General features: G+C 73.0%; 25 protein-coding genes. 11 read left to right on the forward strand and 14 right to left on the reverse strand.

The annotated features are described in order from the left end of the window. Positions 1–15: 15 nt before the first annotated feature. A complete protein-coding gene (locus AVL59_RS16475; RefSeq protein ID WP_067304741.1) occupies positions 16–1,227 on the reverse strand; it encodes an MFS transporter in 1,212 nt (403 codons plus the stop codon). A 56-nt stretch (positions 1,228–1,283) separates the two neighbouring features. Here AVL59_RS16475 and AVL59_RS16480 point away from each other — a divergent pair, with 56 nt between their 5' ends. Beyond that, entirely contained in the window at positions 1,284–2,261 is a 978-nt protein-coding gene (locus tag AVL59_RS16480) for an ArsR/SmtB family transcription factor (protein WP_067304743.1), read from the forward strand. 66 nt (positions 2,262–2,327) lie between these two features. Beyond that, complete coding sequence (locus AVL59_RS16485; protein WP_067304746.1) at positions 2,328–3,209, forward strand: LLM class F420-dependent oxidoreductase; 882 nt, start codon at positions 2,328–2,330, stop codon at positions 3,207–3,209. A 60-nt stretch (positions 3,210–3,269) separates the two neighbouring features. Here AVL59_RS16485 and AVL59_RS16490 read toward each other — a convergent pair whose 3' ends face one another. Then, entirely contained in the window at positions 3,270–3,833 is a 564-nt protein-coding gene (locus AVL59_RS16490) for an NADPH-dependent FMN reductase (protein ID WP_067304748.1), read from the reverse strand. A 99-nt stretch (positions 3,834–3,932) separates the two neighbouring features. On the opposite strand from AVL59_RS16490, the gene AVL59_RS16495 reads away from it, so the two are divergent. Further along, a complete protein-coding gene (locus tag AVL59_RS16495; RefSeq protein WP_208870389.1) occupies positions 3,933–4,637 on the forward strand; it encodes a TetR/AcrR family transcriptional regulator in 705 nt (234 codons plus the stop codon). Here AVL59_RS16495 and AVL59_RS16500 read toward each other — a convergent pair. Next, a complete protein-coding gene (locus AVL59_RS16500) occupies positions 4,618–5,772 on the reverse strand; it encodes an FAD-dependent oxidoreductase (RefSeq protein ID WP_067304752.1) in 1,155 nt (384 codons plus the stop codon). The two genes, AVL59_RS16495 and AVL59_RS16500, sit on opposite strands and share 20 nt — an antisense overlap. A gap of 22 nt (positions 5,773–5,794) precedes the next feature. After that, positions 5,795–6,457, reverse strand: coding sequence for a TetR/AcrR family transcriptional regulator (locus AVL59_RS16505; protein WP_067304755.1), 663 nt, complete (start codon positions 6,455–6,457; stop codon positions 5,795–5,797). Positions 6,458–6,588: 131 nt separating this feature from the next. Between AVL59_RS16505 and AVL59_RS16510 the strand changes: the two genes are divergently transcribed. Together AVL59_RS16510 and AVL59_RS16515 are read left to right on the forward strand one after the other, a co-directional pair. Next, the gene (locus AVL59_RS16510) at positions 6,589–7,635 is read left to right on the forward strand and encodes a LacI family DNA-binding transcriptional regulator (RefSeq protein WP_099053288.1); all 1,047 of its coding nucleotides are present in this window, start codon (positions 6,589–6,591) and stop codon (positions 7,633–7,635) included. A gap of 148 nt (positions 7,636–7,783) precedes the next feature. Beyond that, positions 7,784–9,226 carry an aldehyde dehydrogenase family protein gene (locus AVL59_RS16515; protein WP_067304759.1) on the forward strand — a complete coding sequence of 481 codons (1,443 nt, stop codon included), beginning with the start codon at positions 7,784–7,786 and terminating at the stop codon, positions 9,224–9,226. Between the two features lie 16 nt (positions 9,227–9,242). Here AVL59_RS16515 and trxA read toward each other — a convergent pair whose 3' ends face one another. Beyond that, positions 9,243–9,617 (reverse strand): thioredoxin, encoded by a 375-nt coding sequence (trxA, locus tag AVL59_RS16520; RefSeq protein WP_067304762.1) that lies wholly within the window; start codon positions 9,615–9,617, stop codon positions 9,243–9,245. Between the two features lie 153 nt (positions 9,618–9,770). On the opposite strand from trxA, the gene AVL59_RS16525 reads away from it, so the two are divergent. Continuing rightward, on the forward strand, positions 9,771–11,201 hold the full coding sequence (locus AVL59_RS16525) for a dihydrolipoyl dehydrogenase family protein (RefSeq protein WP_067304765.1): 1,431 nt from the start codon (positions 9,771–9,773) through the stop codon (positions 11,199–11,201). A 9-nt stretch (positions 11,202–11,210) separates the two neighbouring features. Here AVL59_RS16525 and AVL59_RS16530 read toward each other — a convergent pair whose 3' ends face one another. Beyond that, positions 11,211–11,855 carry a peptide deformylase gene (locus AVL59_RS16530; protein ID WP_067304768.1) on the reverse strand — a complete coding sequence of 215 codons (645 nt, stop codon included), beginning with the start codon at positions 11,853–11,855 and terminating at the stop codon, positions 11,211–11,213. A gap of 384 nt (positions 11,856–12,239) precedes the next feature. On the opposite strand from AVL59_RS16530, the gene AVL59_RS16535 reads away from it, so the two are divergent. Genes AVL59_RS16535 through AVL59_RS16545 form a run of 3 tightly spaced genes read left to right on the forward strand, consistent with a single transcriptional unit; the run spans position 12,240 to position 14,181 of the window. Continuing rightward, the gene (locus AVL59_RS16535) at positions 12,240–12,653 is read left to right on the forward strand and encodes a BlaI/MecI/CopY family transcriptional regulator (RefSeq protein ID WP_067304770.1); all 414 of its coding nucleotides are present in this window, start codon (positions 12,240–12,242) and stop codon (positions 12,651–12,653) included. A gap of 6 nt (positions 12,654–12,659) precedes the next feature. After that, on the forward strand, positions 12,660–13,589 hold the full coding sequence (locus AVL59_RS16540) for a M48 family metalloprotease (protein ID WP_067304772.1): 930 nt from the start codon (positions 12,660–12,662) through the stop codon (positions 13,587–13,589). 16 nt (positions 13,590–13,605) lie between these two features. Continuing rightward, positions 13,606–14,181, forward strand: coding sequence for a GNAT family N-acetyltransferase (locus AVL59_RS16545; protein ID WP_067304775.1), 576 nt, complete (start codon positions 13,606–13,608; stop codon positions 14,179–14,181). A gap of 53 nt (positions 14,182–14,234) precedes the next feature. On the opposite strand, the gene AVL59_RS16550 is transcribed toward AVL59_RS16545, so the two are convergent. Together AVL59_RS16550 and AVL59_RS16555 are read right to left on the reverse strand one after the other, a co-directional pair. Further along, positions 14,235–14,582: a tetratricopeptide repeat protein gene (locus AVL59_RS16550; protein ID WP_067304778.1), complete on the reverse strand. Its 348-nt coding sequence runs from the start codon at positions 14,580–14,582 to the stop codon at positions 14,235–14,237. Between the two features lie 62 nt (positions 14,583–14,644). Continuing rightward, positions 14,645–15,124: a MarR family winged helix-turn-helix transcriptional regulator gene (locus AVL59_RS16555; RefSeq protein ID WP_067304780.1), complete on the reverse strand. Its 480-nt coding sequence runs from the start codon at positions 15,122–15,124 to the stop codon at positions 14,645–14,647. Positions 15,125–15,363: 239 nt separating this feature from the next. Between AVL59_RS16555 and AVL59_RS16560 the strand changes: the two genes are divergently transcribed. Further along, complete coding sequence (locus AVL59_RS16560; protein WP_067304783.1) at positions 15,364–16,005, forward strand: RNA polymerase sigma factor; 642 nt, start codon at positions 15,364–15,366, stop codon at positions 16,003–16,005. 23 nt (positions 16,006–16,028) lie between these two features. Then, positions 16,029–16,364: a hypothetical protein gene (locus tag AVL59_RS16565; RefSeq protein ID WP_067317360.1), complete on the forward strand. Its 336-nt coding sequence runs from the start codon at positions 16,029–16,031 to the stop codon at positions 16,362–16,364. A gap of 24 nt (positions 16,365–16,388) precedes the next feature. Here AVL59_RS16565 and AVL59_RS16570 read toward each other — a convergent pair whose 3' ends face one another. The 6 genes from AVL59_RS16570 to AVL59_RS16595 form a co-directional block, all read right to left on the reverse strand. Beyond that, complete coding sequence (locus AVL59_RS16570) at positions 16,389–17,342, reverse strand: SMI1/KNR4 family protein (protein WP_067304786.1); 954 nt, start codon at positions 17,340–17,342, stop codon at positions 16,389–16,391. Positions 17,343–17,418: 76 nt separating this feature from the next. Continuing rightward, positions 17,419–18,288, reverse strand: coding sequence for a carbohydrate ABC transporter permease (locus tag AVL59_RS16575; RefSeq protein WP_067304789.1), 870 nt, complete (start codon positions 18,286–18,288; stop codon positions 17,419–17,421). Then, positions 18,285–19,247 (reverse strand): carbohydrate ABC transporter permease, encoded by a 963-nt coding sequence (locus AVL59_RS16580; protein WP_067304790.1) that lies wholly within the window; start codon positions 19,245–19,247, stop codon positions 18,285–18,287. The genes AVL59_RS16575 and AVL59_RS16580 overlap by 4 nt, the downstream gene beginning before the upstream one ends. Next, a complete protein-coding gene (locus tag AVL59_RS16585) occupies positions 19,241–20,569 on the reverse strand; it encodes an ABC transporter substrate-binding protein (RefSeq protein WP_067304793.1) in 1,329 nt (442 codons plus the stop codon). Before AVL59_RS16585 ends, AVL59_RS16580 begins: the two co-directional genes overlap by 7 nt. Continuing rightward, the gene (locus AVL59_RS16590; protein ID WP_067304795.1) at positions 20,566–21,546 is read right to left on the reverse strand and encodes a GNAT family N-acetyltransferase; all 981 of its coding nucleotides are present in this window, start codon (positions 21,544–21,546) and stop codon (positions 20,566–20,568) included. Before AVL59_RS16590 ends, AVL59_RS16585 begins: the two co-directional genes overlap by 4 nt. Positions 21,547–21,686: 140 nt before the next feature. Continuing rightward, the gene (locus AVL59_RS16595; RefSeq protein WP_067304798.1) at positions 21,687–22,883 is read right to left on the reverse strand and encodes an exo-beta-N-acetylmuramidase NamZ family protein; all 1,197 of its coding nucleotides are present in this window, start codon (positions 22,881–22,883) and stop codon (positions 21,687–21,689) included. Positions 22,884–22,930: the final 47 nt, after the last annotated feature.

Raw genomic sequence — 22,930 nt, forward strand, 5'->3', positions numbered from 1 at the left:
CATCTCCGCGGCAGGTCACGCCGGGACACCTGGCCGCATCCCCAGGTGCCGCAGCAGCCCTGCCGAGGCGAGCAGGGCGACCAGGGCGCACACCCCCGTCCAGCCGAAGTGCCCGTAGGCGCGCGTGCCCAGCCAGGTCCCCGCGCCGCCCCCCAGGTAGGCGCACGTCATATAGGCGGTGTTGAGGCGGCTGCGGACGTCCGCGCCGAGGCCGTAGATCCGGACCTGGTTGGCGACCATGCCGGACTGCATGCCCACATCGAGCAGGAGCGTGCCCGCCACCAGCGCCACGAGACCGGACGCGCCGGCCGTCGAGCCGAGGGCCAGCACCCCCGCCGAGACCATGACCACGAGGAAGCAGACCAGGTTCACCCCGTCCGGACCCCGCCGGTCCACCTGGCGTCCCGCGTACCGCGTGACGAGCATGGTCCCCGCGTTGACCAGCGCCAACAGCCCGACCGCGGCCGCGTCCAGGCCGTACACCGGGCCCGTGAGCAGCAGTGCGATGCCCGTCCACGCGGCGGAGAAGCCCGCGAAGACCGTCGCCTGGTAGAGGCACGAGCGGCGCAGGACCGGTTCCGTGCGCAGCAGGCGCAGCGGTTCGGCCAGCAGCCGGGGGTAGCCCTGCCGGGAGGGCGGGGCCGAGCGGGGGAGCGTGCGGGACAGGAGCAGCGCGACCGCGAGGGTGAGCAGGGCCGCCAGGACGTACGGCGCCCGCCAGCCGAGGCGCTCGCCCAGGGCACCGCCCGCCGTGCGGGAGAGCAGCATGCCCGCGATCGCCCCGCTCAGCAGCGTGCCGCCGGCCACGCCCCGGCGTTCCTCGGGGACCAGACCGGCCGCCAGCGGACCGGCGAGCGGGGCGATCACCGTCGCCGCTCCGACCAGGACACTCGCCCCGAGCAGCGCAGGCAGCGCGGGCGCCGCGGCCGCCGCGCACAGGCCGAGGCCGGTCAGCGTGAGCAGGGTGACCAGCAGCGGGCGGGGCGGGAACCGGTCGCCGAGCGGGACGAGCAGGAAGATGCCCGCCGCGTAGCCGAACTGGGTCGCGGTGACCACGCCGGCCGCCGCGCCGGGGGAGACCCCGAGGCCGGCCGCCGCGAGCGGGGCGACCGCCTGCGGGAAGTAGACGTTGCCGACCGCCACCGCGCAGGCCAGGGCCAGCAGGGGAATCAGCCGGGAGGATGCGGGGAGGGGCGCGGTACGCTGCCGGGCGTCGGTCAGGGACATGTGCCGAAGTCCACGGCACGCGCGGGCGGTTGCCAAAGGATGTAGGCCAGGGCTACATGATCAGCTTCGTGCTCGGTGTCGAGGACCTCACGGACACCCGGTTCGCGATCTCCCCGCTGTGCGCGGTCATGGGCAGTCTGCGTGCTCTGCGCGCGCCCGCCCTCTACCCGCTGCACGTGCGGTGGCGCGCGTCCGTCCTGCGCACCCTCGACCCGGCCGACCTGCGGCTGCTGTCCGCCCTGGTGGGCGACACCCTGGCGCTGCCCGACTTCCTGTCGCCGCGGCCCACGGCGTTCGCGCCCGCGATCGAGGACGAGCTGGCCGTCGTACGGGCCACACCCGTGGAGGTCGTACGACGCGATCTGTACGCCGCCCACGCACCGAGGCCCCTCCCGGACGCCCTGCGGCAGGCCGCGGCCCCCGGTGACCCGGATGTCCTCGAACTGGTCGACCGGCTCTGCTCGTTGCTGCGCCGCTACTGGGAGTCCGCCCTGCTGCCGCACTGGCCGCGGATACGGCTCCTGCTGGAGGCCGACATCACGCACCGCGCCCGGCAGCTGGCCACGGGCGGTGCGCGGCTGCTCTTCGCCGAGCTGCATCCGAATCTGCGCTGGCGGGACGGCGTCCTGACGATCGACCGGATGATCGGCCACCACCGGGTCGACGGATCCGGGCGTGGTCTGCGCCTGGTCCCGTCCCTGTTCGCGCACAAGCCGGCACCCCCGATCAGCGCCGAGGAGCCCCCGATGCTGGACTATCCCGGCCGGGGGGCGGCCACGCTGTGGGAGCCGGAGCCCACACCCGATACCTCGGCGCTCGGCTCGCTGCTCGGCGCGCCCAGGACGACGGTCCTGCGCCTGCTGGCCGAGCCGCTCCCCACGGTCGAACTCGCCCGCCGTCTCGGCGTCACACCGAGCGCCGTCTCCCAGCACCTGCGGGTCCTGCACGCCACCGGCCTGGTGACCCGGGTCCGCGACGGACGCCGTGTGCTGTACCGGCGCAGCCCGCTGGGCGAACAGCTGGCGTCGGGCTGACTTCGAGCGCGCTCCAGGATCTAGCGTCGGTGGTGTCGATGACGGTCCGCACGGACGGAGACGGACATGCGCGTGGGCGTGCACATCAACCGGTTCGACGACCCCGGGGACGGGTCCGCGCCGGGCACCGAACTCGCCGCGGCGGGCGAAGCGGCCGAGGCGGCCGGAGTGAGCTGGCTGTCGGTGATGGACCACTACTTCCAGATGGAGTTCAACGGCGGCGCCGAGGCTCCCATGCTGGAGGCCTACACGACCCTCGGCTTCCTCGCCGCCCGCACCTCCACCGTCCGGCTCGGCGCTCTGGTGACCGGGGTGACGTACCGTCGTCCGGGACTGCTCGCCAAGATCGCCACGACACTCGACGTGCTGTCCGGCGGCCGGGCCACACTCGGTGTCGGGGCCGCCTGGTACGACCGCGAGCACCACGGACTCGGCGTGCCCTACCCGCCGCTCGCCGAGCGCTTCGAGCGCCTGGAGGAGACGCTGCGGATCTGCCTGCAGATGTGGGACCCGCGCGACAACGGTCCCTTCGAGGGCCGGCACTACCGACTCGCCGAGACGCTGTGCGTGCCGGCTCCGGTGAGCGAGCCGCACCCCGAGATCATGATCGGCGGCGGGGGAGAGAAGAAGACACTGCGCCTGGTGGCGCGGTATGCCGACGCGTGCAACCTCATCCCCGCCTCTCCCGAGGAGCTGCGGCACAAGCTCGATGTGCTGCGCGGCCACTGCGATGCGGTGGGCCGGGACTACGACACGATCCGCAAGACCTTCGTGTACACGGGCGAGCACGCCACCGCGGGCGACCTCGACGCCTTCCTGCGCGACATCGAGGGCTACGCCGAGCTGGGCATCGACACGGTCGTCCTCGGACCGCGCCTCGGCGCGACCTCCCGGTGGATCGAGCGGTTCGCGGCCCCGGCGGTGGAGCGGCTGGCCGGGCTCGACTGAGCCGCACGGGGACGCACGAGGGGCCGGAGCGGACTCCGGCCCCTGTTCGGCGCGTACGGCTCAGGCGGCCGCGGTCTCGCCCACGTTGCCGTGCAGACGGGCCACGACCTCGGTCAGCTGCGCGGCGACCTCGGCGTCGTCGGCCGGGTGGGTGTCGGCGAAGCGGGTCACGGAGCCGGGGATGGACAGCTTGATGTCCTCGATCACCTTGCCGCCCGCGATGCCCACGGCCTTGCGGGCCTCGTCCTGCGCCCACACGCCGCCGTACTGGCCGAAGGCGGTGCCGACCACGGCGACGGGCTTGCCGCCGAAGGCGCCGGCGCCGTACGGGCGCGACAGCCAGTCGATCGCGTTCTTCAGGACGGCCGGGATGGTGCCGTTGTACTCGGGGGAGAAGAGCAGGAACGCGTCGGCGTCCCCGGCGGCCTCACGCAGGCTGACGGCAGCGGCCGGGACACTGCCCTCGACGTCGATGTCCTCGTTGTAGAAGGGGATCTCGGCCAGGCCCTCGAAGAGCACGACCTCGGCGCCCTCGGGCGCGAGCTTCACGGCGGCCTCGGCGAGCTGGCGGTTGTGCGAACCGGCGCGAAGGCTGCCGACGAGCGCGAGGATGCGAACAGACATGACTACTCCAAGGGGCTGAAACATCGCCGTCACGATCCGGACCAAGGTCCGTTTAAGTTTGTATCAGGCTAACCGGACCGCGGTCCAGTTTTCTTCCCGATGCTTTACGCTGTCTTCATGTCCAGCGCCCCACCGCCCTTCCCGAAGCCTCAGGAGCCCTTCGACGCGCCTCAGTTGCTCCAGGTCGAGCAGCCCCCCGATCCGTGCCTGCGCGCCGACGCCGCTCGTAACCGGGCCCGGCTGCTGGAGGCCGCCGCCCGGCTGATCGCCGAGCACGGGGTGGCCGCGGTGACGATGGAGGCGGTGGCCGCGGCGGCCCAGGTGGGCAAGGGGACGGTGTTCCGCCGCTTCGGCGACCGCACCGGGCTGCTGAGGGCCCTGCTCGACCACTCGGACCGGCAGCTGCAGGCCGACTTCATGGGCGGCCCGCCGCCGCTCGGTCCCGGGGCGCCGCCCGTCGACCGGCTGAGGGCGTTCGGCGTGGCGGTGCTCTACCGTTCGGCCGAGCGGCTGGATCTGCTGATGGCCGCCCAGCCGGAGCCGACCCGCCGCTTCTCCCACCCCGCGGTCCTGGCCCTGCGCACGCATGTTCTGGTGCTGCTGCGGCAGATCCTGCCGGACGCCGACTGCGACCTCCTGGCCCAGACGCTGATGGCGTATCTCGACCCCGCGCTGATCCACCATCTGACCCGGCAGTGCGGGATGCCGATGGAGCGGCTGGAGGCCGGCTGGATCGACCTGGTCGCCCGGGTGACGGCCACGGAGCCGCCCGACCGGGCTCCGCTCAGCCCTCGCCGCCGGTGAACATGTCGACCAGTCCCTGCGGCGCGTCGGCCCGGAACAGCAGCGCGGCGTTGCGCGCGGACTCCTCCGCCGACATCTCGCTGCGCGGGAACAGCTTCTCCTCGTAGGCGGCCAGCGCGGCCTCGGTGTCCCCGGGACGCGCGGCCAGCGCCAGGCCCAGTTCGGCCCCGTCGAGCAGCGCGAGGTTCGCGCCCTCGCCCGCGAACGGCGACATCAGGTGCGCGGCGTCGCCGAGCAGGGTGACCCCGGGGACCCGGTCCCAGCGGTGCCCGACCGGCAGGGCGTGGATCCGCCGCGGCACCAGCGCGCCGTCCGCGTCCGCGATCAGTGCCTTCAGGCTCTCGTCCCAGCCGTCGAACTCCTTCAGCACGGCCGTCCTGGCCGCCTCGGTGTCGGTGAAGTCGATGCCGTCCAGCCAGTCCTTCGGCGCCTGCACGGCGGCGTAGACGTGCAGGCTGCCGTCGCTCTCGCGGTGCGCGAGGAAGCCCCGGCCCGCGCCCAGCGCGAACAGCATCCCGGCGCCGACCACCCGGGCGCTCGCCGGGTGGCGCCGGTCGGCCTCCAGCAGATCCGCCTCGACGAACGACACACCGCTGTAGGCCGGCTCGGCGCGGGAGAGCAGGGGGCGGATGCGCGACCAGGCCCCGTCGGCGCCCACCAGCAGGCCGGTGGTGAACGCGCCGCCGTCCGCGAGCGTCACCTCGTGCCGGCCGTCGCCGAGCGGGCGCGCGCCGGTCACCTTCGCACCCCAGCGGACGGTGTCCTGCGGCAGGGAGCCGAGCAGCAGGTCACGCAGGTCGCCGCGGTCGATCTCGGGACGGCCGCCGGTGCCGTCGTCGCCCTCCTCCAGGCGGACGGCGCCGTCCCGGCCGAGGACCCGCAGGGCCTGGCCCCCGGCGTGGACCCGGGCCAGGAACTCCTCGTGCAGCCCGGCCGCGCGCAGCGCCACCTGGCCGGAGTCGTCGTGGATGTCGAGCATGCCGCCCTGCGTGCGCACGGCCGGCGAGGCGTCCAGGTCGAAGACGGCCGCCTCGATGCCGTGCACATGCAGCACCCGGGCGAGCGTCAGCCCGCCGAGTCCGGCGCCGACGACGGCGACGGGGTGGTGGGGGAGTGCGGTGGAAGGGGTGCTCATGGTGGCCTCCTGAAGAGGGGTGTCAGTCGGGTACGGCGGTCCGTTCGACGCCGTTCAGCAGCGCCTGGAAGGCCCAGGACAGCCGGGCCTCGGGGGTGCCCGACAGCAGGGCGCCGGCGCTCGCGGCGATGTGCGGGTGGGTGTCCTCGGACGCCTCGTGCAGGGCGCGGTGCAGCGCCTGCCAGTCGGCCTGGGACTCCTCCCCGGCGTGTTCGGCGGCGGTCGCGGTGGCGTGCTGGAGCAGCAGGTCGACACCCCAGGCCGCCCGCTCGCGCGGCACGCCGCCCTCGTCGAGCAGGGCGAGCAGCGTCTCGATGAGGTTCAGGTAGTGCGGGCCGCTCGGCCGGGCGGTCAGTGCCGAGCGGGCGAGGCTCGGATGCTCCAGGAGCATCCGGGTGTAGGTGGTGAGCACCTGCTCCAGCCGCTCCCGCCAGGTGCCGCCCGCGGGGGCGGGCCCGACGGTGCCGAGCAGCTCGTCCAGGACGGCCGCGTGCAGTTCGTCGGTGTTGCGGACGTAGACGTACAGCGAGGCCGGGCCCGTCTCGAGCTCCTGGGCCAGCCGCCGCATGGTCACCTTCCGCAGCCCTTCGGCGCGCAGGATCGCCACGGCCGCGGCGACGATGCCCTCCCGGGTGAGTGCGGGCTTGGCGGGGCGTTCGCGGCGGGAACCGGGGGTCGCTGTCATGGCTCGACGATAGCGAACATGTTCGCTACGAACAAGTTCGTAGCGAACATGTTCGTGTCGCTCGCGGACGTTTTGGTTCAGCCGTGAATGACGTTCCCCCGCCCGCCCCCGGCTCCGGCGTCTCTGCCAAGATGCGGTCTGTCATGGTGCAGATACCGAACACGTCCCCGTCCGCTGCGCCCGCTGTGCGTTCCGTGCCCACGAGTGCCGATGTGGCCCGGTTGGCCGGCGTCTCGCGTGCGACCGTCTCCTACGTCCTCAACAACACCAGCGCCGTACGGATCAGTGAGCCGACGCGCCGCCGGGTCCGCGAAGCCGCGCGGGAACTGGGGTACGTGCCCCACGCGGCCGCCCGCAGCCTGCGCGCCGGGCACAGCCGGATGGTCCTGATGCCCGCCCCGGAGTTCCCGGTGGGCCCCCTCTACAGCGGCTTCCTCGACGAACTCCAGTCGGCCCTCGGTCATCTCGACTACACGGTCGTGCAGTACGGCGCGGTCGGCCTCCAGGGCGACGAAGCCGCCCGCGCCTGGGCCGAGTTGCGACCCGTCGCCGTTCTGGTGCCCGGAACGGGTCTCGGCCCGCAGGGTGTCGCGGTCCTCAAGCGCGCCGGGGCCCGGGCCGTGGTGACCCTCGGTCCCGAGCGCGTCGACGGCGCGCACGCCCTGCTGACGGACCACGGCGCCGTCGGCCACTGTGCCGCGGCCCACCTCCGGGCCCGCGGCCGGCGCCGTATCGGCGTGGTCGTCCCCGAGGGGCCGGGTCTGGAGGCGTTCTCCCGGCCCCGGCTCGCGGGCGTGCGCCAGGCCCTGCGCGGCGCCGAGGCCTCCGTGACCGAGCTGCCGCTCGCGTACACGGAGCAGGCCGCCGCCGAACTCGCCGCCCGCTGGCCCGAGTTGGGACTCGATGCGGTGTTCGCCTACAACGACGAGTACGCGATGCTGCTGATGCGCGCCCTGCAGGACGAGGGTGTGAGCATCCCCCGGGACGTGGCTCTCGTCGGCGCCGACGACCTGATGCTCGGCCGGCTGCTGCGGCCCCGGCTCAGCACCGTCCACATCGAGCTGCCCTCCGGCCGCGATCTCGCGGAACTGGTCGACCGTGCGGTGCGGGACCCCGGTGATGAGCCCGAAGTGCGCAAGGTGCTGGGCGCGTCACTCGTCCAGCGCGACTCCAGCTGAAGCGGCGTCCTGCGGCGGTTAGGGTTCCGGAGGGCGCCCCCGCGATGTAGTTTCGCGCTCAACAAAATGAGCGTGACCCGCGTCCCGCGTCCTCGGACAGGGCCCGCGCGCCGAGCCGTACCGCCCGGCGACCGATCGGAGAGCCGACATGCCGCTGCTCGACCCGAACCCGAAGTCCTGGCAGACCCGCACCCCGGCGGGCCCCGAGTACACCGTCACGGAGCCCGCCACCGGCGAGGCGCTCGGCACGCTCACCCTCGCGAGCCCCGAGGACGTCGCCCCGGCGGCGCGCGCCGCCCGAGCCGCCCAGCCGGCGTGGGCCCGCGCACCGCACTTCGCCCGGGCCCAAGTGCTGCGCAGGGCAGGGGACTTGTTCACCGAGCACGCCGGTGAACTGTCCACGTGGCTGGTCCGCGAGTCCGGGTCCGTCCCCGGCAAGGCGGACTTCGAACTGCACGTCGCCGCCCAGGAGTGCTACGAGGCCGCCGCCCTCGCCTCCCGCCCCGCGGGGCAGGTCCTTCCCACCGAGGCGCCCCGGCTGTCGTACACCCGCCGCGTCCCGGTCGGCGTGGTCGGTGTGATCGCGCCGTTCAACGCCCCGCTGATCCTCGCCATCCGCTCGGTCGCACCGGCGCTCGCGTTGGGCAACGCGGTCGTCCTGAAACCCGATCCGCGCACCGCGGTCTGCGGCGGACTGGCGCTCGCCGCCGTCCTCGCCGAGGCTGGCCTGCCTCAGGACGTGCTGCAGGTGCTGCCCGGCGGCGCGGAGGCCGGACGGGCGCTGGTCGAGGACCCGCTCGTCCCCGTCATCTCCTTCACCGGGTCCACCACGGCGGGCCGCGCCGTCGGCGAGGCGGCCGGCCGCCACCTCAAGCGCGCCCACCTCGAACTCGGCGGAAACTCGGCCCTGATCGTGCTGGAGGACGCCGACCTGGACACCGTGATCTCCGCGGCGGCCTGGGGATCCTTCTTCCACCAGGGCCAGATCTGCATGACGACCGGCCGCCACCTGGTCCACGCCTCCCTGTACGAGGAGTACGTCGAACGGCTCGCCGCCAAGGCCGACTCGCTCGTCGTCGGCGACCCGCACCGCGGACAGGTGCATCTGGGCCCGGTCATCGACGCGGGCCGGCGCGACAAGATCCACGCGCTGGTGGAGACGAGCACCGCCCGCGGCGCGAAACTCGCCGCGGGCGGCACCTGCCAGGATCTCTTCTACCGGCCGACCGTCCTCGCCGGAGCCGACGACCGCGCCCCGGCCTACACCGAGGAGGTCTTCGGCCCGGTCGCCCCGGTCCGCCCCTTCGCCACCGCCGAGGAGGCGGCCGCGCTCGCCGCGGACAGCGCCTACGGCCTCTCCCTCGGCATCGTCACCCGGGACACCGCGCGCGGCCTCGACCTCGCCGAGCGGATCCCGACCGGCATCGTCCACATCAACGACCAGACGGTGAACGACGAGGCGGTGGCCCCCTTCGGCGGCGTCGCGGCGTCCGGCACCGGCGCCCGCTTCGGCGGCGAGGCCAATCTGGAGGCCTTCACCGAGCTGCGCTGGACGACCGTGCGCGGCGACGTGGCACCGTACCCCTTCTAGGGGCCGCTGCCGGGAACTACTCGCCCTGAGCCTGCTGGGCGGCGATGCTCTTGCGGACCTCGTCCATGTCCAGCTTCCGGGCCTGTCCGATGACGTCCGTGAGCGCGGCCTCGGGCAGGGCGCCCGGCTGGGCGAAGACCGCCACCTGGTCGCGGACGATCATCAGCGTCGGGATCGACTGGATACCGAAGGCCTGCGCCAGCTCCGGCTGCGCCTCGGTGTCCACCTTGCCGAACACCAGGTCGGGATTGTCCTCGGCGGCCTTCTCGTAGACCGGCGCGAACTGGCGGCACGGTCCGCACCACGACGCCCAGAAGTCGATGAGAACGAACTCGTTCTCGGTGACCGTGCTGTCGAAGTTCTCCTTGGTCAGCTCCACAGTGCTGGTCATGGCGTGAGGTCCTCTTCCTGGTGTGGGGGTGGTGCCGACGGCGGAAACACGGCACCCCGGCTGCCTATTCCGTGCCCGCTCCGTGCGTGCACGGTCGTATCCCGCGCGCGTACCCGTGTGGCCCCCGCGCCAACCACCCACCAGACTGACCCCATGACGGAAACGGAATCCATCGCGTACGACGTCGTGGTGCTCGGGGCCGGACCCGTGGGGGAGAACGTCGCCGACCGCACCCGCGCGGCCGGTCTCAGCACCGCGATCGTGGAGAGCGAGCTGGTCGGCGGCGAATGCTCCTACTGGGCCTGCATGCCGAGCAAGGCGCTGCTCAGGCCTGTCATCGCCCGGGCGGACGCCCGCAGGCTGCCCGGCCTGAGCCAGTCGGTCCAAGGCCCCCTCGACACCCCCGCCGTCCTGGCCCGCCGGGACTACTTCACCGGCAACTGGCATGACGACGGCCAGGTCCGCTGGCTGGACGGCATCGGCGCCGACCTGTACCGCGGCCACGGCCGCCTCGCCGGCCCCCGCACGGTCACGGTGACCGGCCCCGACGGCACCGTGACGACGCTGACCGCCCGACACGCCGTGGCCGTCAGCACCGGCACCCGCGCCCAACTGCCCGACCTGCCCGGCCTCGCCGAGGTCAAGCCCTGGACCAGCCGCGAGGCCACCAGCGGCAAGGCGGCCCCCGGCCGGCTCATCGTCGTGGGCGGCGGTGTCGTCGCCACGGAGATGGCCACCGCCTGGCAGGCCCTCGGTTCACGGGTCACGATGCTGGTCCGGGGCAAGGGCCTGCTGGGCCGCATGGAGCCGTTCGCCGGCGAGCTGGTCGCCGAGGCCCTCACCCAGGTGGGTGTGGACGTCCGCACCGGCACCTCCGTCGAGTCCGTCTCCCGCGTGGACGGCACGGTCACGGTGGTCACCGCGGCCGGCGACCGCCTGGAGGCCGACGAGATCCTCTTCGCCACCGGCCGTGTCCCGCACACCGACGACATCGGCCTCGACACCGTCGGCCTGGAACCCGGCTCCTGGCTGGAGGCCGACGACAGCCTGCGCGTCACCGGCACGGACTGGCTGTACGCGGTCGGCGACGTCAACCACCGTGCTCTCCTCACCCACCAGGGCAAGTACCAGGCCCGCGTCGCGGGCGCCGCCATCGCCGCCCGCGCCGCGGACGGCTCCCTGCAGGACGAGCCCTGGGGCGCCCACGCGGCCACGGCCGACCACTACGCCGTACCGCAGGTCGTCTTCACCGACCCCGAGGCCGCCGCGGTCGGTCTCTCCCTCGCCGAGGCGGAACAGGCAGGCCACCGTGTCCGCGCCGTCGACGTCGAGTTCTCCTCCGTCGCCGGAGCCGGTCTGTACGGCGACGGCTACAAGGGCCGCGCCCGGATGGTGGTCGACCTGGAGGAGGAGATCCTGCGCGGCGTGACCTTCGTCGGCCCCGGCGTCGGCGAACTCATCCACTCGGCGACCATCGCCGTCGCCGGCCGTGTCCCGGTGGGCCGCCTGTGGCACGCGGTCCCGTCGTACCCGACGCTGAGCGAGGTGTGGCTGCGGCTGCTGGAGGCGTACCGGGACAACTGAGCGACCGGCTCAGGGCAGTTCGAAGCCCAGTGCCTCGGCCGCCGCCCGAGGGGTCGGCTGCCCCCAGCGGGCGGCCACCGCCTCATTCGTGGACAGGGAGCGCAACTCGGCGCGGTCGAGGTAGAGCACGCCGTCGAGGTGGTCCGTCTCGTGCTGCACGATCCGGGCCGGCCAGCCGGTGAACACCTCGTCCACGGCGCGGCCCCGTTCGTCCTGGCCGCGCAGCCGCACCTCGGTGTGCCGGGCCACGACCGCCTGCCAGCCCGGCACGCTGAGGCAGCCTTCGAAGAACGCGGCCCGCCCGGCGCCCACGGGCTCGTACGACGGGTTCACCAGGACCCGGAACGGCTGCGGTACCCGCCCCCGGGCCAGCGCCACCTCCTCCGGCACGGGCGCCGGGTCCTCGATGACCGCGATCCGCAGCGCCACGCCGACCTGCGGCGCGGCCAGGCCCACACCCGGGGCCGCGTGCATGGTGGCGCGCAGGGCCTCCACGAAACGGTCCAGCAGCGCCGGAGCGAGCTGACCGTCGTACGGCTCGGTGCCCTGGCGCAGGACCGGGAGGCCGGCCGCGACGATGGGCAAGGGGCCGCCGGCGGCGAGAAGTTCCTCGACCCGCTCGGCGACAGGTGCGCGATCCCTGGGAGATGCCATCGCGTCAGCATGCCATGCCCGCCCGCCACCGCCGGTGGCGCAACTCACCAACACTCGGGGGAACTCCGGCGCTTCGCGCTCCGACCACTGGACCACCCACACCGTCGGCCCGGTCCCCGGAGAAGCCCGCCGATGTCCACCGCTCCCTCACCCGCCACCGACCGCACACCCCGACCACCCGCCCCGGCCCCCTCCCCGGGCCGCTGCGCCCCTCGTCCTGCGCCTGCACTGCTACGCGGGCGTCCTCCTCGGCGAGATCGCGCACCGGCGCGGGCGGCGCACGTACAGGAGTACAGCCGCGGTGAAGTAGCGTGGTCCGACACGCTGCCGCCGGGCGGCGGGTGAACCGGAGGCGAACCGAGCCGAAAAAGAGGGAGACGGGACATGGTGCGGCGGCGCGGCCAGGGCGAACTGGAGGGCCAGGTCCTCGGAGCGCTGCGCGAGGCGGACGGACCGGTCACCGCCGCCTGGGTGCAGGAACGCCTCGGCGGCGACCTCGCCTACACCACCGTCGTCACCATCCTCACCCGGCTGCTCGCCAAGGACGTCGTCGCCCGCGAACGGCAGGGCCGCTCCTTCCTGTGGACGCCCACCGCCGACGTGGCCCGGCTCGCAGCCCTGCGCATGCGCCGCCTGCTGGACGGCGAGCGGGACCGCGAGGCCGTCCTGGCGAGCTTCGTCACCGCCCTGCCGCCCGGCGACGAGCAGGTGCTGCGGGCGCTGCTGGAGGCCGCCGAGCCGGGCTCGGTGAACACCGGGAAGACCGCGCACACGCACGACGGCGGTACGGAAGACTGACCGCCCATGGGGGTCTTCGTCTTCCTGCCGCTCGTGCTGCCGCTGTCCGCCTGGCCGGTCGCCCGGCTCGCCGAGGGGCATCTGCATCCACGCACCGCCACCCGGCTGCTCACCGCGGTCGCCGTGGTCATGGCCGTGTGCAGCACGCTCTGCCTCGCCCTGCTCATGGTGGTGGGCACCGCACAGCTTCCCGGCAACCCGCTCCCGGACGGCTGGTCCGACCCCGCGGTGCGGGCCGCCGTCCCGCACGACGAGGTCGCGGGCCGGGCCGCCATCCCCGCCCTCGGCATGGTCGCCGCCGCCTGCGGCCGCACCCTGTGGCGCCACCGCAGCGTCACCCGCCGGGCCCGCCGCGCACTGGCCGCCCTGCCCGGCCGGGCGGTGGCCGTCCTGCCCGACAGCACGCCGTACGCCTACGCCCTGCCCGGCGGCCGGGGACGGGTCGTCGTCACCACCGCGCTGCTGGCCGGGCTCACCCCCGCCGAGCGGCGCGCCCTGTTCGCCCACGAACGCGCCCACCTCGCCGCCCGCCACCACCGCCACCTGCTCGCCGCCCATCTGGCCGCCCGCGCCAACCCCTTCCTGCGCCCCCTGCGCACGGCCGCCGTCTACACGGCCGAACGCTGGGCGGACGAGGACGCGGCCGGCGCGGTCGGCGACCGGCGCACGGTCGCCCGCGCGATCGGCAAGGCGGCACTGCTGTCCCGCGGCACCCCCGCCCCCACCCTCGCCGCGCTGGCGGCGACCGGCCCCGTCCCGCGCCGGGTGGCCGCCCTGCTGGCCCCCGCTCCCGCGGCCCTCACCTGGCCGTCGGCCTTCACCTCGGTCGGCCTGGCCGCCTGGGGCGCGGCCGCGGGCGCCCTGATGTCGGCCATGTCCTCGGCGAACTCGGCCGTCACCCTGTTCCGGATCCTGCACGCGGCGACCTCGCTGTGACCCCGGGAGGACACCGATGACGTTCGCTCTGCGGCCCCTGTCCCCGGCCACCTGGCCGGACTTCGCCCGGCTGGTCGAGGAGCACGAGGGCGTGTGGGGCGGCTGCTGGTGCATGGCCTTCCACGAGGAGGGCGTCGGCCGGACGAAGACCCCGCGGCAGAACAGGTCCGAGAAGGAGCGGCGCGTGCGCGAGGGCCGGGCCCACGCGGCACTCGTGTACGACGGCGCCGAGTGCGTGGGCTGGTGCCAGTTCGGGCCGGTCGCCGAACTGCCCCGCATCAAGCACCGCCGCGCCTACGAGGCCGGGGACCCGGTGCCGCCCGACTGGCGGATCACCTGCTTCTTCGTGCACCGCGCCCACCGGCGCACCGGGGTGGCCTCCGCCGCGCTCGACGGCGCCCTGAGCGAGATCGCCCGGCTGGGCGGAGGCACCGTCGAGAGCTACCCGCAGGACACGGACGGCGGCCCGGTGTCGGTGTCCTTCCTGCACAACGGCACTCTGGCGATGTTCGAGAGCAGAGGCTTCACCCGCGGCCGCCGCCTCGGCAAGAACCACTGGGTGGTCACCCGCACGGTCCCTCGGCCGGCCTGAGACGCGCGAAAGGCCCGGCTCCTCACGGGAACCGGGCCCCACTCACGGCGTTCTCACTCCTCGGGGAAGTCACCCGCCAGCGCCGAGGCGATCCGCAGGTGCTGCTCCGCCTCCTCGTGCCGTGCCTGCCGCTGGAGCGTGCGGCCCAGCATCAGCCGGGCGTAGTGCTCCACCGGGTCGCGCTCCACGATGATCCGCAACTGGGCCTCAGCGCGGCGCAGTTGGGCCGAGTGGTAGTAGGCGCGGGCCAGCAGCAGCCGCGGGCCGGTCTGCTCCGGAACCTCCTCGATCAGCCCGGCCAGGACCCGTGCCGCCCCCGCGTAGTCCCGGGCGTCGAAGAACAGCTGCGCGCGCTCCCAGCGCTCGGCGGGGGTGCCGTGCTCGTAGTACGTGGTCTCCATTCGCGTCTCCACTCGTGACCTCCTTCGACGGGCACAACGGAACGCGATAGTTCAATATTCCACTACTGCTCGGGCGGGCCGGCCGCGGCCGGGTCGAGGGGTGTGTCGAGCAGTGCCGTCAGGTCGCGGGTCAGCTCCCGGGCCCGGTCGCCGTCCGGACCGCCGAGCGGCTCCAGCAGCTGGGCCAGCAGGCCCTGGACGATGCCGATCGCCCGCCGGGTGGTCTCCCGGCCCGCGTCGGTGAGCGCGAGCTGCACCGCGCGCGGGTCACGCGGGTCCTTGGCGCGCTCCAGGAGTCCGGCGGACTCCAGGCTGCGGGCGAGCTTGGAGACGTACAGCGGTTCCAGTCCGGTGTGGTCGGCCAGGCGCCGCTGGCTGGGCCGCTCGCCCGCGCGCTGCATGCCGTACAGCGATGCCACCAGCGCGTACTGGGCGTGTGTGAGACCGAGTGGGGCCACCGCCCGGTCGACCGCGACCCGCCACTTCATCGACAGCCGCCACACCAGGAAACCGGGGGTGGCCCCTTCGGATGCCTTGCTCATGGCGGATACTGTACATGGCTACTATGGTGGGTGAATCCTTTTCGGGCCTCCCCGCCTCTTGTCCGTGCACCGGCCGTTCGGGCCGGCGGACAACAGGAGGAAACACCATGATCCTTGGCATCGTCGTGGTCGGCGCGCTGCTCGTGTGCGCGTGCAGCGTGCACCTGATGCGGCGCAGGAAGAGCCGAGGCTGACCGGATGCCTGCGCACGTGGCACCTTCCGGGTACGAGTAGGACACATGAACCGACGCTTCCGCTGGCCGGACGAGCGGCTGATCAAGGCCGCCCAGAACGGCGACGTCACTTCGCTCACCACCGTCGTCATGGAATCGCAGCCCCATGTACGCAAGTTCGCCTTGACGCTGTGCGCCTCGCCGCAGGACGCGGAGGACGCTGCGCAGGAGGCGCTGATCATCCTCTACCGGAAGATCGGCACCCTGCGCGCCACCGGAGCCCTCGCCTCATGGATGTTCCGGATCGTCCGCAACGAATGCCTGCGGCAGGCACGGCTGTTCGTCTCGCGCAGCGACGAAGCCGCGGCCGAGCCGGAGGCGGGCGCGCAGCCTTCGGCCGAGGACGCGGTGCTGCGCAGGCTGGAGGCGGAGCGGATCGCGGCCGCGGTCAGCGGCCTTCCCCACGACCAGCGCCAGGTCCTGATCATGCGGGACGTCCAGGGCCTGCCCGGCCATGTCGTCGCCCGGTCGCTCGGGCTGAGCAACTCCGCGATGAAATCGCGGCTCCACAGAGCCCGCGCGGCACTGCGCCATTCACTGGCACAGACCGATCAGGCGCCGGAACAAGCGTCGGGCCAAGCGCCCGGCCCCACACCAGATCAAACATCCGATCGAGCAGTCGGTCGACCAGTCGGAGGAGGACCGTGAGCGTGAACACCGCATGGCCCACGATGAACACGAAGGACCCGGCGCCCGAAACGACCTTCGCCGGCAAGTCCGTCCCGCGCCATGTGGCGCGCGGCGTCATCGGCTTCGGGCTGATCATCGGATCGATCGCCCTGGTTCCGTTCGCCGGCCCGCTCGCCCTGCTGGCGGCCCCCCTGGGCCTGGTCGCCCTCCGTGGCTGCCCCACCTGCTGGATGATCGGCCTGGCCCAGACCATCTCCCGAGGCCGTCTGGAACGCGCGTGTGCGGACGGGGTCTGCACGCTCACCGAGGCGGCCCCGGCGCAGATGGCCACGCACGAGCCGACGCCCGACGTCACCGTCGCGGCCACCTCCCGCTGACCCTGCTGGAAGGGCCCGCCCCCTCTACGGCCGCGGCCGCGTGCCGTGACTCTCGAACCAGTGGCTGTCGAAGTGGCGGGCCAAGGAGAAAGGGTGCTGCCGGTCGGTGAGCATGCGGTAGACGAACTCGGTGGTCGTACCGTCGAAGCGCACCCAGGAATCAGGGATGTCTTCCGTGATGAGGATGGGCCACCGGTCGGGGTCGGCGCAGTCGGTGAGCCAGAAGAATTGGTCGGCCTGCTCGCTGCTCGCCCACTGCAGCAGCCCGCCGGGGGCCGGGTACAGCTCGTACGGCTCCCACAGGCCGCTCCGGCTGACGGTCTCCCACTCGCTCAGCCACTCGGTGTGCCGGACGATGTCGGAGCCCTTGAAGCCGGCGCCGGGTACGTGAATCCGGAGGTATTCGTCGAAGGCGCCTTCCCCGAACAGTTCGACGAGGTGTTTGTAGTCACCGGGAAGAGCGGTGCCGATCCGGGCCTCGGCCTGCGCCCAGTCGACCGTACGCGCGCTGGAGACGCCCCATCCCGTGACGGCGACGATCCCGTCCAGCCAGGAGGATCCCTCCGGTACCTCCGCCGCCGGGTCCTGCCCCTCCGCGACCAGCACCACGAGCCTTATGCCGTCGTCGAAACGGGCGGTGCCGCAGCCGATCCACCGGCCCCCGTGCGCCCACGCACGCATCTCGACGAGCCGTTCGCCGAAGGGAGCCAGGAGCGGCAGCCCCGTTCGCCCGGTCACGGTCGGATCCGCGTATCCGTCCGTCGCGAGGTTGCGCGCCCGCCCGTAGCGTCCGCTCAGCGCCTTCTGGAGGGTGGAGAGGCCGGTCCGGTCCGGGGGCGCGGGCAGACACACATGGCCCGCCGGGTGTCCGGCCTCTTCACACTGCAGATCACCCGTGCCCGGCCAGGCCAGGCGATGGACAGCCGCAAGGAGTTCTCGTTGTTCGTGCGGTCGGTTCCGCTCGCTCTGCTCGTCCATGGCAGGCATTGAAGCGCATGCCTGTGACAATGAGCGCTCGGGCGACGAGGCCCGCCGCGGGCGTCAGCACCTCACTTCACTTGAGGCCGCTGAGCATCACGCCGCGGATGTAGTACTTCTGGAGCAGCAGAAAGAGGATCAGGACCGGCAGGATGCTCAGGACGAGGCCGGCCATGACGATGGGCATCGTGCGGGTCGGGTCGACATAGTCCTGCAGGAGCTGGACGCCGACGGGCAGGGTCATCACGTCCGGGTCGGCGGTCGAGACGAGCAGTGCCCAGATGTACTCGTTCCAGGCGTCGACGAAGGTCAGCAGCCCTAGCGTCACCACGACCGGCTTGGTCTGCGGCACCACGATCCGCCACCACAGGGAGAACTCGCCTGCCCCGTCGATGCGCGCGGCCTCCAGGATCTCGTCCGGGATGGAGACCATGAACTGGCGCATCAGGAAGATCCCGAAGCCGTTGACGAGGAACGGCATGGCGAGCGCCACGATGCTGACGGTCAGACCCGCGCCGCCGCGCCCGAACAGGTCGTTGCCGCCCGCCAGCGGCCAGTGCACCAGGATCAGGAAGTGCGGGATGAAGAAGAGGAACGGGGGGAACATCATCGTCGACAGGACCAGGCGGAAGACGAAGTCCCGGCCCGGGAAACGGAGTTTGGCGAGCGCGTAGCCGGCGAGCGACGACGTGAGCAGCACCGATGCGGTGATCACGCCGGTGGCGATGACGCTGTTGCGGAAGAGCACCGGCAGATCGAGCTGGTGGATCGCGGCCCGGTAGTTGGAGAGGTCGAAGGCCTTGGGCAGGAACCGGTACGGCAGCGTGCCGGCCTCGCCGGGCCCCTTGAAGGACGTCATCACCATGTCGAGGAACGGCACCACCGTGAGCACGGCGCCGGTCACCACCAGCAGATATGACAGCCACGGGAAGCGGCGGCGGTTCATGTGTCCTCCCCCTTGCGCCGGAAGATCCACAACTGCAGCAGGGTGACCACGAGGACCACCACGAACAGCACGAAGGCGGCGGCGCTCGCCGTGCCCCAGTCGCCGTACGAGAACGCCTGCCGGTACATCTCCAGCGCGGCCACATCGGTCGCGTCGCCCGGCCCGCCCTTGGTCATCACGATGATCAGCGCGAACGACTGCAGACCGGTGAGGAACTGGGTGATGCACACGAACAGCAGGGACGGCCGCAGCAGCGGCAGCGTGATCCTGAAGAAGACGGTGACGGGCCCGGCACCGTCGAGCGCGGCGGCCTCGTAGTACGACTCGGGGACGGACTTCAGCCCGGCGGTCAGGATGAGGATCGCCGAGCCGACCGAGGCCCAGGCCTGGACGACCACCACGGCGGGCAGTGCGGTGTCCGGGTCCTGCAGGAACGCCACCGAGCCGATCCCGAGGGCGTTGAGGACACCGTTGACGAGGCCGCCCGGCTCGTACATGTACTTCCACACATTGCCGACGGCGACGACGGTCGTGACGATCGGCAGGAAGTACAGGGTGCGCCACAGTCCCTGGAACCGCAGCTTGTCGATGCAGGTGGCGACGAGCACGGAGCCGGTGAGCGCGAGGGCCACGGTGCCCAGGGCGAACAGCAGGGTGTTGGTGAGGATCGGCGCCAGGAACGTCGATCCGTCCGCGAAGAGGCCGGTGAAGTTGTCCAGGCCGACCGGATGGATGTCACCGAGGTCGAACCCGGCCCAGCGGGACATCGACAGCAGCAGCGCGAAGCCGAGCGGCAGGATCAGGAAGACCGCGAAGAACAGCAGCGTGGGTGCCAGGAAGAGATAGGCGACGACGACCTGGCGGCGCCGGGTCCGGCCGACGCCGTCGACGGCGCGCCCGGCGGATGGCGGCCTGCGCGCCGCCCGCTCGGCGGTCTCCGGCACCAGGGCGTTCACCATGTGCGCGACACCTCCTGATCAACCTGACGACGGGTGGTGCGAAGTGCCTGGTCGACCGACTGCTGCCCGGTCCACAACGCCTCGATGTTCTTGCGCAGCAGCGACTTGGCCTGCTGGGCGCCCGGCACGTTCGGCTCCGGCACCGCGTATGCCAGCGCGTCCAGGAACGGGCGCAGATTCGGATCGCCGCCCTGCCGCAGCAGCGTCCGCATGTCGTCGGCGCGGCCGGTCAGGGAGCCGACCGACACCTGTAGGGAGCTCATCCGGGTCGCCGTCGCGCCCTTCACACGCACCCTCTCGGTGTTGAGCCAGCGCAGGAACTCCCAGGCCTCGCCCGGGTGTTCGCTGGTCGTGTTGACTCCCAGCATGAAGCCGGTGGAGAGCGTGGCGCGCCGGTCGTGCGTCTCGGGGACGGGTACGGGCGCGACACCGACGTCGCGGTAGTCCTTGCCCATCACGGCCTTCAGGCTCCCGGTCCACCAGCCGGCACTGATCACCATGGCCACCTGCCCGGACGGGAACGCCTTGTAGACGTTGACGCCGGGGGCGCTCGCGCCTTCGGCCACGAGGCGGTGCTCCAGCTCGAACACGGCCCGGCCCGCCCGGGAGTCGATGGCGGTGCTCCTGCCGTCCGCGGAGACGAAGCTTCCGCCGGCCGCGTTGAGCAGGGCGAGCGTCTGGCCGACCGTGGTGGAGTCGTCGTAGGTCGAAAGGCCGAACCCCTGGACCAGCGTGTTGCCGTACGGGTCCCGCTCGGCGGTCCGGTGGGCGGCTTCCTCCAGCTCCCGCCAGGTGCGTGGAGGACCGTCGACGCCGGCCTCGCGCAGCAGCCGCTTGTTGTAGTAGAGGGCGTACGTCTGCACCTCGGTGGGGTAGCCGTAGACCTTGCCGGCCACCGACGCGGCGCCGACCGCGGCCTCGCCGTAGCCGCGCCTGATCTCCTCGGCGCACTCGGACGGGGCGGGCCGCAGGACTCCGGCCCGGACGAGCTGGCCGTTCCACAGGCAGTACGGGTGGAGGATGTCGGCGCCCTGGCCCGCCGCCTGCCGGACCATGAACGTGGTCAGCAGGTCGGTGAACTCGACGGCCTTGGTGCGCACCTTGACCCGGTCGTGCGTGGCGTTCCACTCGTCGACCGGGCCCTGCAGGGCCGACTTGAGCTCCCCGCTCGCGTAGTGGGAGAGCAGGGTGAGGACGATCGGATCACCGGGCCGCCCGGAGCCCTGGTGCGGGGCGGCGCATCCGGAGGCGAGCAGCGCCGAGGGGAGCGCGAGCACGAAGTGACGGCGGCTCGGGCCTCCGGTGCGGCGTGCCGCCGTCATCGGGCGGCCTCCCGGCGCATCACACGGAACACCCGGGTCGTGGTGAAACCGGCCTTGCGGTACAGGTGGCCCGCCGCGGACCGCTCGCCGGTCCACAGGAACCACGCCGAGTGCGCACCGCGCGCCCGCATCCGCTCCAGGACCAGGTGGAGCAGGACCTTGCCCAATCCGGTGCCGCGCGTCTCCTCCAGCACACCGAACGGCCCGAACCGCTCGTCCACCGACTCGTACGCACCGTGCATCGCCCAGCCGACCAGGCGGCCCGAAGGGTTCCGGGCGACGACGATCCGGTCCAGCGGTGTGCCCGCGGCCAGACACTCCCGGATCGCGCGCGCCCAGTCCGGGTTGAAGTGGTTCCCGGCGAGCGCGACAAGCTCCACCAGGTCGTCGTCGGACGGGGTGACGAACCGGTGGCCCTGCGCCCTCAGTTCGTCCAGGCGGCACGCGACATCCGCCGGGAAGCGGTAGCCGACCAGGCCACGATCCATCGCCGCCGCCTCGTACAGGGTGCGAAAGCCCAGCGACTCCAGGAGTCCTGCCGCCTCCGGGTACGCCCCGGCGTCCAGGCCGGGGAGGATGTAGTTCGGGGTGTACGAGGAGAAGTCCACCCGGGTACGGCCGTGGCCGTGCAGCCAGTCGAGGGCGTCGGTCAGCAGCCGGCGGCCGAGGCCGTGCCCGCGGGCGGCGGGGTCGACGAAGAAGAACGGGATCCAGCCCTGCCCCGGTTCCAGGTCGGTGCCGGTCACCGGCGTCAGACGGCGCACCGCGTAGGCCGCGCCGACGACACGGCCGCCCTCGACGGCGACCCGCAGTCCCTCCGGATCGAAGTTGGCGTCGAGCAGCACCAGGGAGCGGAAGCGGTCCGGGGTGATCGGGTCGGCCGGCGCACTCCGGCGCCACGCCTCCACCACGTGCCGGCCGTCGCCCGCGCGAAAGCCGCGGATCCCGGTCCGGTATGTCGCCGTGCGGTCGGTCATCGACGGGGTCGTCCTTCCATGCGCAGGTCGCGGGCCGCGTCGGACGTCGCTCGCGAGGCGCGGCCGAACCGGACCGCTGTCACGGCCGTCCGCTCCCGTCCGGGGCGAAGCGGCAGATCGCGGCGGTGGGGCAGGAGGTCTCAGGGGTAGAGCAGCACGCCGTCGCCGGCCCACCGGCCGGGCGGCGCCGGCGGATCGCACAGCGGCAGCGGGTCGTCGCCCGCGTCGACGGCGCGCCGCAACCGGTCGGACCCCCACAGCAGATCGATGAAGTGGCGGTGGCCGGTCCCCTCCGCGCCGCCGTCCGCGGTGCACCAGGCGAAGTCGTCCGGGTACAGCCGCCGCAGCGTGGCGAGCATCGCGACAGCGGTACGTACGGGGGCGAACGCCTCGCGGTCGGTGATGTGGAGCTGGACTCCGCGCAGCGGCCGTCCGGCGTGTTTGTGGAAGGTCGGTACGTACCGCAGATCACGGAAGTGCACTCCGGGCAGGGCGAGTTCGGCGAGCGAGGGGGCGAGCCGCGCGTCGATGTACGGGGCCCCGGCGATCTCGAAGGGCTGCGTGGTGCCGCGGCCCTCCGAGAGGTTCGTGCCCTCGAACAGGCAGGCGCCGGGGTAGACGGTGGCGGTGGCGGGCGTCGGGATGTTCGGCGAGGGTGCGATCCACGGCAGGCCGGTCGCCTCGGCGGCCATGGCCCGTTGCCAGCCGATGGCCTCGATGACCGTCAAGTCGGCGGCTCTGCCCGCCACTTGGGGAACGGCCGAGGCGTTGAGATGCCGGGCCAGTTCGCCGCAGGTGAGGCCGTGCCGGACGGGTATCGGGGCACGCCCGACGAAGCTGGCCCAGGCCGGGTCGAGCAGCGGGCCCTCGCTGACGAGACCGCCGAGGGGATTCGGCCGGTCGGCGACCACGAACCGTACGCCCGTACGGGCCGCCGAGGCCATCAGGTCGAACATGGTCCACACATAGGTGTAGAACCTGGCCCCGATGTCCTGTAGGTCGTACACCAGGGCGTCGACGCCGCTGTCGAGCAGCAACCGGTCGAGGCGCTCGCCGCTGCACCGGTAGGTGTCGTGGACGGGCAGGCCGGTGGTGGGGTCCGTCCGCGCGGCCTCGCTCGCGCCGGCCTGACCGGTCCCGTACAGCCCGTGCTCGGGACCGAACAGGGCGACCAGCCGCGCGCCGGCCTCGATCAGCGCGGGCGCGGCCGGGCGCAGGTCGGGGAGGACCCCGGTGTGGTTGGTCACCAGGCCGAGCCGGCCGGGCCCGGCGAGCCCGGGCGACGCGTGCAGTCGTGCGATCCCGGTCGTCACCGCGACGCGGTCGTCCGTGCTCATCCTGTGGCCCCGTCTGCCGGTGACATCTCGAAGCGGTTGTCCGAAAT

Source organism: Streptomyces griseochromogenes (assembly GCF_001542625.1).
Lineage (GTDB): Bacteria > Actinomycetota > Actinomycetes > Streptomycetales > Streptomycetaceae > Streptomyces > Streptomyces griseochromogenes.

Bases quoted from the DNA above. Each gene is read 5' to 3' on its own strand.
- AVL59_RS16515 (WP_067304759.1), top strand. From the start codon at position 7,784: ATGCCGCTGCTCGACCCGAACCCGAAGTCCTGGCAGACCCGCACCCCG.
- AVL59_RS16530 (WP_067304768.1), bottom strand. From the start codon at position 11,855: ATGGCATCTCCCAGGGATCGCGCACCTGTCGCCGAGCGGGTCGAGGAA.
- trxA (WP_067304762.1), bottom strand. From the start codon at position 9,617: ATGACCAGCACTGTGGAGCTGACCAAGGAGAACTTCGACAGCACGGTC.
- AVL59_RS16585 (WP_067304793.1), bottom strand. From the start codon at position 20,569: ATGACGGCGGCACGCCGCACCGGAGGCCCGAGCCGCCGTCACTTCGTG.
- AVL59_RS16550 (WP_067304778.1), bottom strand. From the start codon at position 14,582: ATGGAGACCACGTACTACGAGCACGGCACCCCCGCCGAGCGCTGGGAG.
- AVL59_RS16475 (WP_067304741.1), bottom strand. From the start codon at position 1,227: ATGTCCCTGACCGACGCCCGGCAGCGTACCGCGCCCCTCCCCGCATCC.
- AVL59_RS16555 (WP_067304780.1), bottom strand. From the start codon at position 15,124: ATGAGCAAGGCATCCGAAGGGGCCACCCCCGGTTTCCTGGTGTGGCGG.
- AVL59_RS16485 (WP_067304746.1), top strand. From the start codon at position 2,328: ATGCGCGTGGGCGTGCACATCAACCGGTTCGACGACCCCGGGGACGGG.
- AVL59_RS16590 (WP_067304795.1), bottom strand. From the start codon at position 21,546: ATGACCGACCGCACGGCGACATACCGGACCGGGATCCGCGGCTTTCGC.
- AVL59_RS16545 (WP_067304775.1), top strand. From the start codon at position 13,606: ATGACGTTCGCTCTGCGGCCCCTGTCCCCGGCCACCTGGCCGGACTTC.
- AVL59_RS16565 (WP_067317360.1), top strand. From the start codon at position 16,029: ATGAACACGAAGGACCCGGCGCCCGAAACGACCTTCGCCGGCAAGTCC.
- AVL59_RS16505 (WP_067304755.1), bottom strand. From the start codon at position 6,457: ATGACAGCGACCCCCGGTTCCCGCCGCGAACGCCCCGCCAAGCCCGCA.
- AVL59_RS16480 (WP_067304743.1), top strand. From the start codon at position 1,284: ATGATCAGCTTCGTGCTCGGTGTCGAGGACCTCACGGACACCCGGTTC.
- AVL59_RS16595 (WP_067304798.1), bottom strand. From the start codon at position 22,883: ATGAGCACGGACGACCGCGTCGCGGTGACGACCGGGATCGCACGACTG.
- AVL59_RS16535 (WP_067304770.1), top strand. From the start codon at position 12,240: ATGGTGCGGCGGCGCGGCCAGGGCGAACTGGAGGGCCAGGTCCTCGGA.
- AVL59_RS16510 (WP_099053288.1), top strand. From the start codon at position 6,589: ATGCGGTCTGTCATGGTGCAGATACCGAACACGTCCCCGTCCGCTGCG.
- AVL59_RS16560 (WP_067304783.1), top strand. From the start codon at position 15,364: ATGAACCGACGCTTCCGCTGGCCGGACGAGCGGCTGATCAAGGCCGCC.
- AVL59_RS16525 (WP_067304765.1), top strand. From the start codon at position 9,771: ATGACGGAAACGGAATCCATCGCGTACGACGTCGTGGTGCTCGGGGCC.
- AVL59_RS16575 (WP_067304789.1), bottom strand. From the start codon at position 18,288: ATGAACCGCCGCCGCTTCCCGTGGCTGTCATATCTGCTGGTGGTGACC.
- AVL59_RS16540 (WP_067304772.1), top strand. From the start codon at position 12,660: ATGGGGGTCTTCGTCTTCCTGCCGCTCGTGCTGCCGCTGTCCGCCTGG.
- AVL59_RS16570 (WP_067304786.1), bottom strand. From the start codon at position 17,342: ATGGACGAGCAGAGCGAGCGGAACCGACCGCACGAACAACGAGAACTC.
- AVL59_RS16580 (WP_067304790.1), bottom strand. From the start codon at position 19,247: ATGGTGAACGCCCTGGTGCCGGAGACCGCCGAGCGGGCGGCGCGCAGG.
- AVL59_RS16500 (WP_067304752.1), bottom strand. From the start codon at position 5,772: ATGAGCACCCCTTCCACCGCACTCCCCCACCACCCCGTCGCCGTCGTC.
- AVL59_RS16495 (WP_208870389.1), top strand. From the start codon at position 3,933: ATGCTTTACGCTGTCTTCATGTCCAGCGCCCCACCGCCCTTCCCGAAG.
- AVL59_RS16490 (WP_067304748.1), bottom strand. From the start codon at position 3,833: ATGTCTGTTCGCATCCTCGCGCTCGTCGGCAGCCTTCGCGCCGGTTCG.